Origin of the sequence: Gordonia sp. 852002-50816_SCH5313054-c, assembly GCF_001665925.1 — a bacterium.
Taxonomy (GTDB): domain Bacteria; phylum Actinomycetota; class Actinomycetes; order Mycobacteriales; family Mycobacteriaceae; genus Gordonia; species Gordonia jacobaea.
Genome location: NZ_LZTE01000025.1, coordinates 16550 through 30825, shown reverse-complemented (window position 1 = coordinate 30825; position 14276 = coordinate 16550). Strand labels below are relative to the sequence as shown.

Genomic DNA, 14276 nt, shown 5'->3' with positions numbered 1-14276 from the left:
CGGATTGCGCAACTCCCCGAGGAGTCCGCCAATGACCTCCCAGCACATCACCCCACCAGTCTCTCTGCGTAGTTCTTCGACGTCTGACGTCCCGATTCCGCCCCGCACGCCGATGACCCGGTTCTTTCCCGCGCCGACGCACAGTCAGCCACCGCAGTCGTTCGGCACCCCGGAACCGGAGTGGCTGACCTGGCTGGCTTCGCAGAGCTGGCCACAGGTTGCCTTCGACATCGATCGCCTCGTCGTCGTCGCAGCTCATCCCGACGACGAGATCCTGGGGGCCGGTGGCCTCGTGCATGCCGCGGCGGCGAACGGCATCGAGGTGGTCACGATCTGCGCCTCCGACGGCCATGCGACCCACCCCGGATCGCCGGAGCAACTGGCAAACCGTCGACACCTCGAACTCGATGCCGCGTCGATGCTGCTCGGCCTTGACCTCCCGCGGTGGGGCGGCCTCCACTCGGGAACCCTCGAGCAGTACCCCGACCGGCTCGACGCGATGATCACCGACGCCCTCGACGACCGGCCGGGCGCCCGAAACGGCCTCTTGGCCGTCTGGGATCACGACGGCGAGGCCGATCACGAAGCCGTCGGCCAGGCCGCCATGCGTGTCGCAAAACCACGCGGTATCCAACTGTGGATGTACCCGATCTGGCTCTGGTACTGGGCACATCCCGGCGACGCGAATGTGCCGTGGCACCGTGTGCAAACCATCGGCGTCTCGCCGATCGTGATGGCCGTGAAGAATGCCGCTGCGCGATCCTTCGCGGAGCAGAAGCGTCCCCGCAACGCGGACGACAACCCACAGCCCATTCTCGGCAGCTCGATCACGTCGCATCTCCTCCGGGGTACGGAGTATGTTTTCGGCTGAAAGGTCGCGGCCAAACGTCTCCGCACAGCACCAAATGTGCGCCTGTGACGAAGTGCTGTGTGGATGCCTTGCCGAAGGAGTAACCGTTGACTGACCTCACCTCGCGGACAGACGCACCGACCACGTGGACGGGCACTGAGATCGCACAGAAGAGTTCGGAGATCGCTCGCATTGTCGCGCAACTGCAGTCGGAGAGCACCGACAGCGACATGCTGCTGCGCCTGTTCACCAAGGCCGCCGCCGAGGCGATCGGCTCGGACTACGCCAGCATCACCATCGTCACCGAAGGCCGGATCGAGACGCCGGTGATGATCGGCGAGATCGCGGCACAATCGGACGCGCTTCAACAGGAACTCGGCGAGGGACCGTGCATCCGCTCGGCCACCGACGACACCACGATCTGGATCGACGACATGCGTCGAGAAACGCGTTGGCCGACGTTCTGCGCAGCGGCCGCCGACCTCGGCATCGGGTCGATGGCGTGCTTCTGCCTCTACATCGCGGGCGAAGAACGCGGCGCACTCAACCTGCACAGCACTGTTCCGAACGCCTTCGACGACGAGGCGCGGGCCCTCGGCCAGTTGTTCGCCGCCCACACCGCGACTGCGTTCTCGGCGGTGCGCGAGAAGGAGCAGCTCCGCACGGCGCTCAGTTCACGCGACCTGATCGGCCAGGCCAAGGGCATGCTGATGGAACGGTACCGACTCAGCCCCGACCAGGCGTTCAGCCTCCTCGCGCGGCTCTCCCAGGACTCGAACACCAAACTCGTCGACATCGCCGCCCAGGTCGTCGACGCCGGCCCGGAGTAGTCGGGCCGGGTCGTCGGCTCGGGGGTCGTCGGCTCGGGCGGTTGGCTCGACGCCACAGCGATCGGGCCGCCGCACTGATTGACCGCGGCCGGCCCGACCCGACCGCTCAGCGCAGCCGGTCGGCGCGCGGGAAGCCGAGCACGGGGACGCCGCCGCGCTGCTGGAAGTCGGCCAGCCCTTTGCCCGCGAGCGCGTGGGCGCCGGTCGGCTGGCTGAAGAACATCATGCCCTTCTGGAAGAGCTGCGTGACCCCGGCGCCGTCGGGCGTCAGCGTCGGGACGCCGACCGCCTGGCCGAGCGGCCCGGTGACGCCACCGAGATCGCCGAGCTTGCCGTTGAGCGCGTCGGTCGCGATGCCCAGGAGCTTCGACGACCCGGGCACGAGGTTGTCGGCCAGTCCGGTCAGCGAGTCGGGGATCAGCGAGCCGAGATCAGCAGAACCCAACCCGGCGCCAGCACCCGGCCCCGTCGGCGGGGTCACGATCTTCGGCTTACTCGTCTGGCCCTTCACCGAGAACCACGACGACTTGAGCTGAAGCTTGGTCCGAACGTCCTCGCCGGTCGCCTCGACGGTGCCGCCCGAGCCGGAGACGCGGACCCGCAAGGCGCGACCGTTCTCCGGCCCGAGCCCGTTGGCCTCGATCACCTCGAAACTACGCAGCGCACCGACCCCGAAAGCGGACGCGATGCTCGACCCACTCACGTTGGCAGTCCAATTGTGTTCCGGCGCAATCGAATCGCCCTCGTCGACGACGGCCGGGAAACGTCCACCCGCGGTGTAACCACCGGTCGACGCGGAGAATTCCGTGAACGCCGGCTGGCCGTTCTGCCGCAGGATCTGTCCCGCGGTCGCGTCGGCCGCACGATTGGTGCGCGGGTCCTCACCCGCGACTCCGCCGTACATCTGGGAGTTCTGCGTGTCGTCGATCTTCTTGCCGCCCGCGATGGCCGAGAGCGCGTAGCTCCGCGCGACGACGGCCTGCGCCTTGAGCGCTTCCATGCCGCCCGAGTCGCCCCAGCTCGGAATGCTCTCCTTGGCGATCACACCCTTGACGTAGTCGTCGAGGTTCAGTTTGTTGACCACGCGTCCGCCGTCGAGCCCGAGCGAACCGCGATACGCCGCGTTCGATCCGCAGAACTTCAGCAACTCGCCACCGGGGCGATTGGTCGCCGGGTTGATCGGATCGACGAAGGTCGCGGGCACCGATTGCACCGCGCCGCCGCCACAGCCGTTGGTGATGGTCGCGGTTCCACCCGAGATGCTGACAGCCTGCCCCGGCTGCACCTGCACACTGCCCACACGCGCACCTGCGTCAGCGCGGACGTTGACCGCGGACTGTTTGCTCAGCCCGACGGTGATGTCGGGGCGGTCGGCCTTGCTCAGCGTCGTCCCGCCGTAGAAGTGCTGCAGGATCTTCGACGACGACCAGCCCTTCTTGGCGTACCCGTATGCACCCCACTGGCCCATGCCACGGCCGTGACCGTGCCCGTGTCCGATCAGGACCACGCCGGGGTCGGCCACGAGACCGATGTCGGATCGCGCAGAGAAGCCGTCGCCCGCGATGACCCCTCCCACCAGCAGCGCAGGGGCAACGGCACAGACGACCGCAGACGATGTTCGACGACGTCGACTCCCCGGACGCGCCCGGGAGACGAACGGATTCGACAGTCGGAGTTTCACGGCTGTCCGCACCTCCAGCGCGCAGTTGGTCAGACTCTCCCCATCGAGGCCTGTTACAGATGTGACTAATGGGACGTATGTGACCATAGTGATTCTTCTTCCAAATACCAACCTCAGGGCATAACAACCGCGTCACGAGTTGGACGGCCTCCTCGCCCCGACCACGCGCGCATCCACGCCGCCTGGGCGCTCCGTACGGCCGACTGGGCGTTCCGTACGGCCGACTGGGCGCTCCGTAAAGCCCACTGGGCGTGCCCAACTTTCGGATCGCCGCAGTTCTTAACCTGTCGGTCGCTCGCGACGCTTCCTATCGTTCGACGCACCACCGCGGGCCCGTCTGCCGCACGGCATCACGCAGATCGACGATTCACCGGCATCAGAACCGCACCGACTTCCACCTTCAGGGGACACCTCATGACAAACACGCTCGACGTCGCTCCCGAGACCCAGATCTCGCGCCTCACGGTGCCCGAGATCGACGACCTGCCCGACGATCTTCAACGCCAGATCCGTTCCATCGAGCGTCAATTGGGCTACATCCCCAACTGGGTGCGCGCGTTCGCGCTCGGTGGCGCACACGCCGCGCGGTTCAACGAATACATCCTCGGACTGCTCGACCCCAACGCCGGCCTGCTCCCCTACGCCGACCGTGAACTGATCGCCACAGTCAGTTCTGCCGAAAACGGTTGCTCCTATTGCCGTCTCAATCACGCCGTGAGCCTCGGCGATGCACTCGGCGACAAGAAGCTCGGCACCCGAATCGCCGTCGACTACCGCGAGGTCCGTGAACTCACCGCCCGCCAGCGCACACTCGCCGACTTCGCGGCCACGCTCTCGGTCCGCCCGGGGGAAGTCTCCGACGACGACCTCGACGCGCTGCGCGACCTCGGACTCGACGACGCCGCAATCTACGAGGCGATCCAGGTCGTCGCAGCCTTCGCCGCGGCGAACCGGTTCAGCATCGCGCTGCAGGTACGCCCCGACGACCAGTTCTTCGACTGACACCCACCGCCCAACACCGCCACAGCGGAAACTCCACCGCCGAAAACACAACAGCCGCAACTCCATAAGGGAAACGCCATGACAGAGACAACAATTCAACCGACCACCACCGAATGGGTGATCCCCGAGGACACCCTCGAACGCTTCCGCGAGCGCGCCGTCGCCCATGATCGCGACAACACCTTCTTCGCCGACGACCTCGCCGACCTCTCCGAACTCGGCTACCTGCGCGCAACGCTGCCGGTCGAACGCGGCGGCCTCGGCCTGACGCTGCACCAGCTCAACGCCGAGCAGCGCCGCCTGGCCACGTTCGCACCTGCCACCGCGCTCGGGATCAACATGCACCTGTACTGGGTCGGCCCGATCACCGATCAACTGGCACAGGGCAATTCGGATGTCTCCTGGCTTGCCGACGAGGTCGCGGCGGGCAAGGTCATCGCCGCCGGACACGGCGAACCCGGCAACGACCTCGTCATCGACGATTCGACGACCATCGCGACTCCGGTCGAGGGTGGTTACCGCATCACCGGCCGAAAGATCTTCACCTCGCTGTCACCGGCGTGGGATTGGCTCGGCGTGCACGCCCGCGACAACTCCGACCCCGAACACCCAAAGATCGTGCACACCTTCATTCCTCGCGGAGAAGGCGTCACCACCGTCGAGACCTGGGACACCCTGAGTGTGCGGGCAACAGCAAGCCACGACACTCTGCTCGACAACGTCTTCGTTCCGCACGAACGCACCGTCGGCGTCGTCGAACTCGGCGAGCAACCCACCGGATACGTCGCGGGCATCTTCCCGTGGGTACTTCCGGCACTCGGCAACATCTACGTCGGAATCGCCCGCCGCGCACTCGATCTCGCGATCGCCTCGGCGACGTCGCGCAGCGCGCTCAGCCTCGACGGTGAAACCGTCGCCCACAAGCCGTTCACGCAGTATCACGTCGCGGAGGCCGAACTGGCACTCGAAGCCGTGACCGGCGCACTGGACGACCTCACCAAGTCGCTCACCGCCGGTGAGGATCTCGGCGACCGTGCCCTCCTACGGCTGTTCGCCGCAAAGGAGAACAGCACCCGGGTCGGCCGACAAGTCACCGACCTTGCGCTCGAGATCGCGGGAGCCGGTGCGCTGCATCGTCGTAACGAGTTGGAGCGGCTCTACCGCGACGTACGCGCGGGCAGCTTCCACCCACCGAACTCCGACGCGGTGCGCGCTTTCGTAGGGGCGTTCGCGCTCGGACTCGCCTGACCCCTCGACCTCAGCTTGCGCGGTGGTTCTACCCGAACCACCGCGCGAGCACCCGCGCGACGCCGTCCTCGTTGTTGCCGACCGTGACTTCGTCGGCGGCGGCGATCGCAGCCGGATGCGCGTGTCCCATCGCAACCCCGTGCCCGGCCCAGGTGAGCATCTCGACGTCGTTCGGCATGTCACCGAACGCCACGGTGCGCTCGCCCGAAAGCCCTGCGAGGTCGATCAGTTTGTCGAGACCCGACGCCTTGTGCGTGTCGGGCACCGAGAGCTCGATCAGTCCGTTGTCGGTGGAGAAGGTGACCTGCGCGATGCCGTCGACCTCCGGCAGAAGTCGCCGCGCCATCTCACCACTGGCCAGATCGGGCTGTCGCACAAGCAGTTTCACCACCGGCTCCGAGTAGACCTCGTCGTCGCCTACCTCGATGTGGTCGGGGTTGAGCCACGCGTGTCGATAACCCGCGGTCGCCACGAAGGGCGGTGTCGCAGCGTCGAATTCCGACGAGCCGACCCGTTCTCCGGCAACCCCGGCGTCGGGAAGACACCGCGCGATCACCTCGCGGAGCACCGCGAGCCGATCGGTTTGCAGCAGAGCCGAATACACGATCTTGTCGTTCGCGATGTCGTAGATGATCGCACCGTTGGCGCATACCGCATATCGCACGTTGACCGCGGAACCCGGGAATTGGTCGGTGATCTCGGCGATCCAACGAGGTGGCCTGCCCGTCGCCAGGACGAACTCGGTGCCGGCATCACACGCTGCCCCGAGTACGCCGATCGTGAAGGGCGACACCGTGTTCTGGTCGTCGATCAGGGTGCCGTCGACGTCGCTGGCAATCAGTGTCGGCGGGCCGTCGAATCCGACTGTGCTCTCGCCGGTCGACGCTGCGGATGCGTCACTCACCATTGGCCTTTCGCTCGCGGGCAGCAGCCTTGCGCTCGGCTTCGTCCTTCTCGATGACCGCAGCCTCCTCGGGTGTGGGTGCCGAACCACCGAGTCGGTGGGGCACCCAGAACTCACCCTCCGGGTGCGATCCGTAATCGTGCTGAACACGCAGGAGTTGCTCGCGCATCACGTCTCGTAATCGCGATGTCTCCTGCTCCGGATTACTCGCGGCCGCAACCGTTATCGGACTGCCGTAGCGCACGCGCACCGGAATCCGACTGCGCCCCATGTCACGTGTGCCACCCTTGGTCCACTGTCGCTGCGCTCCCCAGACGATGGTCGGAATCAACGGCACTCCTGCCTCTGCGGCCATGCGCACCGCACCGGTCTTGAAGTCCTTGAGCTCAAAGCTGCGACTGATCGTCGCCTCCGGATACACCGCGACGATCCGACCCTCTCGCAGCGACGAGACCGCGCCCCGAAAGGCTTCGACACCTTGCGATCGATCAACGGGCACGGAGCGGGTGAGGGTGATCAAGAACCGCATGATGGCGATATCCATCATCTCGGACTTGATCATGAACCGCGTTCGACGCCCCGCCTGGTACACGCCGTACGCCGCGGGCAGGAAGTCGACGTAGCTCGTGTGGTTGATCACCAGGACCGCACCGCCGTCGGCGGGGATGTTGTCGAGACCGTCGAATCGGAGGTCCATCTTCTGGCCGCGGACGATTCCGGTGGCGATCAGTTCGAGAACACGGAAGACCGGCTCCCGACGCGACGAGTCGCCGTTGTCACCTCTCGACTCAGAACTCACCCGTCCAGCCTATCGGGCAGGCCGCCGCCCACCTGAGGGCAACCACTCGGGGTGCCTACTCCGGCGACGACTCGTCACGCGCCGCCCTGCGCGCGTCCCGGGCAGCCTTCTCCTCGGCGTCCAGGCGGTTGGCTTCCTCCAGCGTCGGCGCCGAACCTCCCAGTCGCGCGGGCACCCAGAACTCGCCCTTGGGGTGCTCACCGTAGGCGTCCTGTAGTTCGAGCAGCTTCTCGCCCATCGACTTGTGCAACTGCGCGGTCAAGGTGTCAGGGTCGCCGACGGGCTCGATCGGCTCGGCCACGCCGACCATGATCTTGTAGCCCGTGCGGCCCAGTTGCTTGGGGTATCCCTTGGTCCAGACGCGCTGCGCCCCCCAGATCACCGTCGGGAGCAGCGGCGCCCCGGACTCGAGTGCCATGCGCGCGGCACCGTTCTTGAAGTCCTTGAGCTCGAAACTCCGGCTGATCGTCGCCTCCGGATATACCCCGACCAGCTCGCCCTGCTTGAGGTACTCGACTGCCTGGTGATAGCTGTCGGCGCCATTGGCCCGGTCGACCGGGATGTGCTTGAGCGCCCGCATGATCGGCCCCGAGACCTTGTTGTCGAAGACCTCTTTCTTCGCCATGAACCGCACGTACCGCTTGCCCTGGAGATACGCCGGGATGCCCGCGTAGGTGAAGTCCATGTAGCCCGTGTGATTGAGCGCAACCACGCCCGGCCCGCTCTTCGGGACGTTCTCGACGCCGGAGATCTCGAACTTCAGGCCTTCGGCCAGCCACAACAGTCGCGCGGTTGTGATCACAGAGGCGTACACGGGTTCCATGTGTCGAGCTTAGCCAGTGCCGCAACACCTGAGCGTGACTCATCTACACCCGCGGGCACATACGAGGAAGTGCGCCCTGTCACAGCGATCGAGAACGGTACCGAAGCCCCATGACGCGAGTTGCACGCAGTCGATAGATTGGATGGTCGAGAGCTCCACCGCGCGACCCGTAGAACTTCAGCCCCCGCGCGAACACGAAAGGCCCCACGTGCAGATCACCAGTATCGGACACGCCGGTTTCCACCTCCAGACCAACGCAGGCTCGATCCTCTGCGATCCCTGGACCAACCCGACGTACTTCGCGTCGTGGGTGCCGTTCCCCGACAACTCCGAACTCGACTGGAAAGCGCTCGGCCAGTGCGACTACCTCTACGTCTCGCACCTGCACCTCGACCATTTCGACGAGCGCAACCTGCGTGAGAACGTCAGCAAGGACGCGACGGTCCTGCTCCCCGACTACCCGGTCCCCGACCTCAAGCGCGAGCTCGAGAAGCTCGGGTTCACCAAGTTCGTCGAGACGACCGACTCGGTCAAGACCACGGTCAGCGGCCCCAAGGGCGACCTCGACATCATGATCATCGCGTTGCGCGCACCCGCCGACGGCCCGATCGGCGACTCCGGCCTCGTCGTCTCCGACGGCGAGACCACCGCGTTCAACATGAACGACGCCCGACCGATCGACCTCGACGTCATCGCCGAGCAGTTCGGCCACGTCGACGTCCACATGCTGCAGTACTCGGGCGCCATCTGGTACCCGATGGTCTACGACATCCCGAAGCGCTCCAAGGCCAACTTCGCCGCGCAAAAGCGTCAGCGCGGCATGGACCGCGCCCGCTCCTACATCGAGCAGGTCGGGGCGACGTGGGTCATCCCGACAGCAGGCCCACCGATGTTCCTCGACGACGACCTGTTCGAGCTGAACGACTTCGGCTCCGGGATCGACGATCCCTCCCAGAACGCACGGCCGGGCGACGTGACGTCGATCTTCCCCGACCAGGAGACCTTTCTCGAGCAGATGGTCATCCACGGCACCGACGACGGCGAGCATCACCGCGGCCTGATGATGGTGTCGGGATCGACGGCCCGCTTCACCGGTTCGACGCTCGACGAGGTCAGCCACCCGTACGCCCCGCACGACGTGTTCGGCGAGAACAAGCAGGCGTACCTCGAGCAGATGAAGGAGAAGTTCGCACCGGTCATCGCCGCACAGAAGGAAACCTGGGCAGTCGACGACGGCGAGTCGCTCCTCGAACCTCTCCGCGAGTTGTTCGAGCCGATCATGGTGCAGTCGGACCTGATCTGCGACGGCATCGGGTACCCGGTCGGCCTGGTCATCACCCCGGATTTCCGTAGCAAGGACGGCGCCGACCACCCGCAGGCACAAACCGTCGTCCTCGACTTCCCCAACCGCATCGTGCGCGAGCCGAAAGAGGGAGAAGGCAAGTACCGCTACGGTTTCCGCATCGCCCCCGAACTGGTGCGCACGGTGCTGCGCGATCAAGAGCCCGACTGGGTCAACACCATCTTCTTGTCGACGCGGTTCACCACGTGGCGCATCGGCGGCTACAACGAGTACCTCTACACCTTCTTCAAATGCCTCACCGACGAGCGAATCGCATACGCCGACGGCTGGTTCTCCGAAGCGCACGACGACTCGGCGTCGATCGTCAAGGACGGCTGGGAAATTCAACGCCGCTGCCCGCACCTCAAGGCCGACCTCTCCAAGTTCGGTGTGATCGAGGGCGAGAAGCTCACGTGCAATCTGCACGGCTGGCAGTGGGACCTTCCGTCGGGGCGCTGCCTGACGTCGAAGGGACATGAGTTGCGCTCCAAGCACATTGACGCAATGTGACAGTCCTGAGCGTGACAACTCAACCGTGACATACGAACCGTGACAACAGAACTGTGACAACCGAACCGGGCCAGCGCACGTACGCCGGGCGTCCTGTCGCCGACCGGCTGGCAGAGAGGCGTCGACGCTTTTTCGACGCGGCACTGGGCGAATTCGCCTCCGTCGGCTACGCCAAGTCGTCGGTGACGTCGATCTGCCGAGAAGCAGGTCTGTCGCGTCGACAGTTCTACGAGCTGTTCTCCGACCGCGAAGAACTCCTCGTCGCGCTCTACGACGAAATCCAGGGTGCCGCCCGAGATGCCGTCGCAACCGCGTTGTCGGAGAGCACTTCTCGTGACACGCACGTCTTGGCAACCGCTGCGATGCGCGCCTACATGCGCTCTGTGGGCACCGACCCCCGGCGTGCCGAGGTGTCGTTCGCACAGATCGTCGGAGTCAGTCCGCGCGTCGAACAGCACAGACTCGACGGCCGCGACGAGTGGGTGTCGTACTTCGTGGCCGCGATGTCGACCTTCGCGGGGAGGCCCACCGACTCACGCACCGATCAGCTCGGAATCGCCTTCGTCGGCGCACTCACCGCGATCGTGCACCGCTGGAGCCTCTCCCCCGATCCCGAGTCGATCGACGACGTCGTTGAACTTCTCGCCGACGTCCTCCTGGCGTTCGCCGAAATCTGACTCCTCTGAGGATCCGACCAGCCTGTCGAGACCTGACCGACGCTGTCGAGATCTGACCAACTCCGCGCCGATCTTGTGTGCCACACCACACTGGAGTAGCTTCTCCCCACAGTGAGACGTCGGTGTCTCACTCATTGGCAGCGAGGAGTCATCCAGGTGAGTCGGGGAACAGGTCACGCAGTCAGACGTGTGTGGACGGTCGAGGTTGCGGCACTGATGGCGCTCGGATTGATTGCGGGAGCGTTGATATCCGGCGCAGGGCAGGCGTCGGCGGTGCCGGTCGCGCCGGCGCTCCCCTTCCCCGTACCGCCGGCGATCCCCGAGTTCGACAAGAGTTTCTACTCGCCACCCGCGCAGACCGTGGCCACCAAGCAGCCCGGCGAACTCATCGCAGCTCGACGGGTCAACCTGGCCGCGCTCTCGATCTTTCCGTTGAACGTCGACAGTTGGCAGTACTCCTTCCGCTCGACCAACACTCGCGGCGAGCCCATCGCCTCCGTCGCCACCGTGCTCAAACCCCGCGGCAAGGCGAAACCCGGTCCGTCCAAGCTGATCTCGTGGCAGTCGGCCGAGGACTCGACGGCGCAGTACTGCGCGCCGTCGTATGCATTGCAGCAGGCCTCGATTCCGGGAACCCTGACCGGCTCGGTCGATTCCACATTTGAACTACTCCAGATCACGTCGCTTGTCGCGGCCGGCTACTCGGTGGTGATCCCCGACCATCAGGGACCCGATTCCGCTTTCGCCGCAGGCCCTCTCGCCGGGCGTATCACCCTTGATGCGATTCGGGGTGCACGGAACTTCACGCCGTTGGGACTAAAGCGCGACCTGCGAGTTGGTTTGATGGGCTACTCCGGTGGTGCGATCGCGACCGGCTGGGCGTCGGAGCTTCACGAGTCCTATGCTCCCGAGCTGCCGATCGTCGGGGCAGCCGAAGGTGGTGTGCCCGCGAACATCCGCGCGCTCGTCGACCTCGCCAACAACAACGCGGCGTCCGGCCTCATCCTCGCCGGCGTGATCGGTGTCAGTCGCGAGTACCCAGAGCTCGCGGCTTTCCTACGCGCACATACCAACCCGCTGGGCAAGGCGCTCATCGAGGGCAAGAATCCGCTGTGCCTCTCCTACCAGGCGGCGCTCGCCCCGTTCCTCAACATCAAGGGATTGATCGATGTCCCCGGCGACCCACTGGACTACCCGGCACCACGAAAAGTGCTGAACGAGTTGAAGATGGGGCGCAACACTCCGACCTTCCCGATGTTCATCTACCAATCGAATCCCGACTGGATAGCCCCGGTCGGTCCGGTCAACACCCTCGTGAAGACCTACTGCGCAACGCCGGGAGCCGACATACAGTACACGCGCGACCACTTCAGCGAGCACATCACGCTGGCCGTCGAGGGCTTCGCTCCTGCAGTCGTCTGGATGGCAGATCGCCTGGACGGCAAGCCCGTTCGACGCGGATGTTCTACGAGCGACCAGGGAACGATGGCACTCAACCCCGACACCTGGCCCGCTTTCGTCAACCTCGTCGGCAACAACCTCGCGGCGCTCGTGGGGCAGCAACTCGGCCGAAACCCGGTGCACCCCTGACCGTCAGCAGCGCGGCGCCGGCCGACCGGCGAACCTGTCGTTGAGGTAGGCCAACGCGTCGCCGGTCCACGGCGCGAGCGCCTCGGCGTGGTCGAGTCCCTGGTACACATGGATCGACGTGGAAAGTCCACGCGCACAGTAGCTTCTGCTCAGCCCGACCACATCGGCGGTGAGCATCACCCCGTCACCTCGACCGTCCTTGTCTCCGACGCCGAGCATCATCGGTGTTCGAGGTGTGCCGAGGGAACCCATCACGTTCGCCTTGATCGCTGCGGGGATACCCGGAACGTCGAGGAGCGAAGGATACTGCGGGAGCAGCAACGACGAATCGGTCAGATTCGGGTACTTGCCGAGGAAGTTGTTGATGCACTCACCACGAATGTCGCCGAGAACCTGAACACCCTTCGGCGACAGGTACTTATCGATACCGATGCCGTACGTCTCGTCGTAGACGCTCATGAGTGCGGGGATCACCGCCGACCACCGCGTGGTCCCGTTCACATAGGCGAGGTTGTGTGCCGGGTTGACCAGCACGCCGCCGGCCGTCGCACCGACCAGGTTCAACTCAGGTGCATACGACGGTGCGATCTCAGCACCGAATCCTGTGGGGATCGAACCACCCGAGTAGCCGTAGAGGCCGACCGGCGTCGAGGCCGGGGCGCGCAGAAACCGTTGTGCCGCACGGATTCCGTCGAGCGCGGCGTGCGCCGACTCCTTTCCGATGGTCCACCGCATGTTGGGACCCTCGTAGTCGGGAACCACCACCGTGTAGCCTGCCGAGACCATCGACGCGATCATCGTGACATCGACCGCACTCGACGATGACTTGCCACCGCGCAGCGTGTACGACGGATCGCACTGGCTGCCGAGCGCGTCGTAGAACTCGTGATACGAGATCATGCGTCGCGGCGTTCCCGGCCTGCTGCCCGGCGGCGAGATGATCGTGGTGACCGTCGACGACGGCGCCCCGAAGGCATCGTTGGTCCGGTACAGCAGTTGTGTGCCCGTCGCGGGCAGGCTCGTGCCGTTCGTGCCGAGCGTCACCACACGCGACGAGATCACCGCGCCGGGCCGCAGCCCACCGATCGGCTCGCTCGGGGTGTAGAACGGGTCGTTCGCAGGCGTAACCGTTGGCGCCGGAGCGGGACTCGCGGCCTGCCCGGTCGACGGGGGTGCCGCCGACGCCGAACCCGCCGAATACCCCGAGTACCCCAGCAGCGACAATGACAACAAAAGCGCGACGACGACCGCTCGTACCAACACCGACCGTCGACTCACATCTACTCTGCGCACCCGCTCAAACTAGAACAGCGCCACCATCCGCGCAGCACGATCCACCAAGACGCCGATCAGACGACGCCCCCGCGGGTCACTTCGATTGCGCGTTGCTCGATATCGGCGTCGGTCGCAGCGGACAGGTCGATCGCAGCTACGCCCAGAATGCGGTCATAGACAGACTTGTCGTGTTCTGCCAACCACTTCGAGAACTGCTCCGCGACGTCGGCCTTGCCCTTCCCGTGCCCGAGGAGAACGAACGAACGGTCTTTCAGATCGAGCTTGATCGATCCGGACAATTCCTTGAAGAAGGCGTCGAGCTCCTTCTCGTCGTCGCGGCCGGTTGCGCGTTCGACGGTCCGCAGGTGACGCGCGACGGACTGCTTGTCGCGCACCTGTTCCGCGGCGTCGGTGACCTTCACCTCGTCGAGGTCGTAGGACAGAATCCGCGCTCCCTTGGCGTCGACGGTGACCACGGCCAGATCTCCCTCACCCTGGTCCTCCGGCTTGGCAGCCAGCAGGTGGCGAGCGAGCTCGATGTCCTCGATCGACACGCGCCCGTCGTGCGGGCGGTGAAAGACTTCGCGATGCCCGTTGAGCGATACCGACAGACGGTCGCCGTGCTCCTGCTCGACCTCGTCCGCGACGTCCTCCCACATGTTGATGAACTGCGTCCACTCGATGTCGCGCGGAGCGGGATGTCCGAGGATCGCGTCGCGTGTCTTGCGGTTGTGAGCGTTCACGT

Annotated in this window: 13 protein-coding genes; 7 read left to right on the top strand and 6 right to left on the bottom strand. The window is 65.5% G+C overall.

The features are described from left to right. The first annotated feature begins 31 nt into the window (after positions 1 to 31). Both A5788_RS03090 and A5788_RS03085 read left to right on the top strand, forming a co-directional pair. Positions 32 to 871 (top strand): PIG-L deacetylase family protein, encoded by an 840-nt coding sequence (locus A5788_RS03090; RefSeq protein WP_049700198.1) that lies wholly within the window; start codon positions 32 to 34, stop codon positions 869 to 871. An 86-nt stretch (positions 872 to 957) separates the two neighbouring features. After that, on the top strand, positions 958 to 1680 hold the full coding sequence (locus A5788_RS03085; RefSeq protein ID WP_049700199.1) for a GAF and ANTAR domain-containing protein: 723 nt from the start codon (positions 958 to 960) through the stop codon (positions 1678 to 1680). A 106-nt stretch (positions 1681 to 1786) separates the two neighbouring features. Here the strand turns inward: A5788_RS03085 and A5788_RS03080 are convergent, their stop codons facing one another. Beyond that, entirely contained in the window at positions 1787 to 3361 is a 1575-nt protein-coding gene (locus A5788_RS03080) for a SpoIID/LytB domain-containing protein (RefSeq protein WP_152930125.1), read from the bottom strand. A 414-nt stretch (positions 3362 to 3775) separates the two neighbouring features. Here A5788_RS03080 and A5788_RS03075 point away from each other — a divergent pair, with 414 nt between their 5' ends. Next, positions 3776 to 4363, top strand: a complete 588-nt coding sequence (locus A5788_RS03075; protein WP_049700200.1) for a peroxidase-related enzyme — start codon at positions 3776 to 3778, stop codon at positions 4361 to 4363. 78 nt (positions 4364 to 4441) lie between these two features. Continuing rightward, a complete protein-coding gene (locus tag A5788_RS03070) occupies positions 4442 to 5611 on the top strand; it encodes an acyl-CoA dehydrogenase family protein (protein WP_049700201.1) in 1170 nt (389 codons plus the stop codon). A 28-nt stretch (positions 5612 to 5639) separates the two neighbouring features. Here A5788_RS03070 and A5788_RS03065 read toward each other — a convergent pair whose 3' ends face one another. From A5788_RS03065 to A5788_RS03055, 3 genes are read right to left on the bottom strand one after another with little or no spacing between them, the layout of a single operon-like run. After that, complete coding sequence (locus A5788_RS03065; protein ID WP_049700202.1) at positions 5640 to 6518, bottom strand: HAD family hydrolase; 879 nt, start codon at positions 6516 to 6518, stop codon at positions 5640 to 5642. Next, entirely contained in the window at positions 6508 to 7314 is an 807-nt protein-coding gene (locus A5788_RS03060) for a lysophospholipid acyltransferase family protein (protein ID WP_049700203.1), read from the bottom strand. Before A5788_RS03060 ends, A5788_RS03065 begins: the two co-directional genes overlap by 11 nt. Before the next feature lie 55 nt (positions 7315 to 7369). Then, positions 7370 to 8137, bottom strand: coding sequence for a lysophospholipid acyltransferase family protein (locus A5788_RS03055; protein ID WP_049700204.1), 768 nt, complete (start codon positions 8135 to 8137; stop codon positions 7370 to 7372). A gap of 208 nt (positions 8138 to 8345) precedes the next feature. Between A5788_RS03055 and A5788_RS03050 the strand changes: the two genes are divergently transcribed. The 3 genes from A5788_RS03050 to A5788_RS03040 all read left to right on the top strand — a co-directional run bounded on the left by A5788_RS03050 (position 8346) and on the right by A5788_RS03040 (position 12256). Then, positions 8346 to 9989 (top strand): Rieske 2Fe-2S domain-containing protein, encoded by a 1644-nt coding sequence (locus A5788_RS03050; protein ID WP_049700309.1) that lies wholly within the window; start codon positions 8346 to 8348, stop codon positions 9987 to 9989. A gap of 53 nt (positions 9990 to 10042) precedes the next feature. Continuing rightward, positions 10043 to 10666, top strand: coding sequence for a TetR/AcrR family transcriptional regulator (locus A5788_RS03045; RefSeq protein ID WP_049700205.1), 624 nt, complete (start codon positions 10043 to 10045; stop codon positions 10664 to 10666). A gap of 216 nt (positions 10667 to 10882) precedes the next feature. Next, positions 10883 to 12256, top strand: a complete 1374-nt coding sequence (locus A5788_RS03040; RefSeq protein WP_231894230.1) for a lipase family protein — start codon at positions 10883 to 10885, stop codon at positions 12254 to 12256. Positions 12257 to 12259: 3 nt separating this feature from the next. Here A5788_RS03040 and A5788_RS03035 read toward each other — a convergent pair whose 3' ends face one another. Together A5788_RS03035 and A5788_RS03030 are read right to left on the bottom strand one after the other, a co-directional pair. Next, complete coding sequence (locus A5788_RS03035) at positions 12260 to 13549, bottom strand: lipase family protein (RefSeq protein WP_420841308.1); 1290 nt, start codon at positions 13547 to 13549, stop codon at positions 12260 to 12262. Positions 13550 to 13605: 56 nt separating this feature from the next. Beyond that, a complete protein-coding gene (locus A5788_RS03030) occupies positions 13606 to 14274 on the bottom strand; it encodes a hypothetical protein (RefSeq protein ID WP_049700208.1) in 669 nt (222 codons plus the stop codon). Between the last annotated feature and the right edge of the window lie 2 nt (positions 14275 to 14276).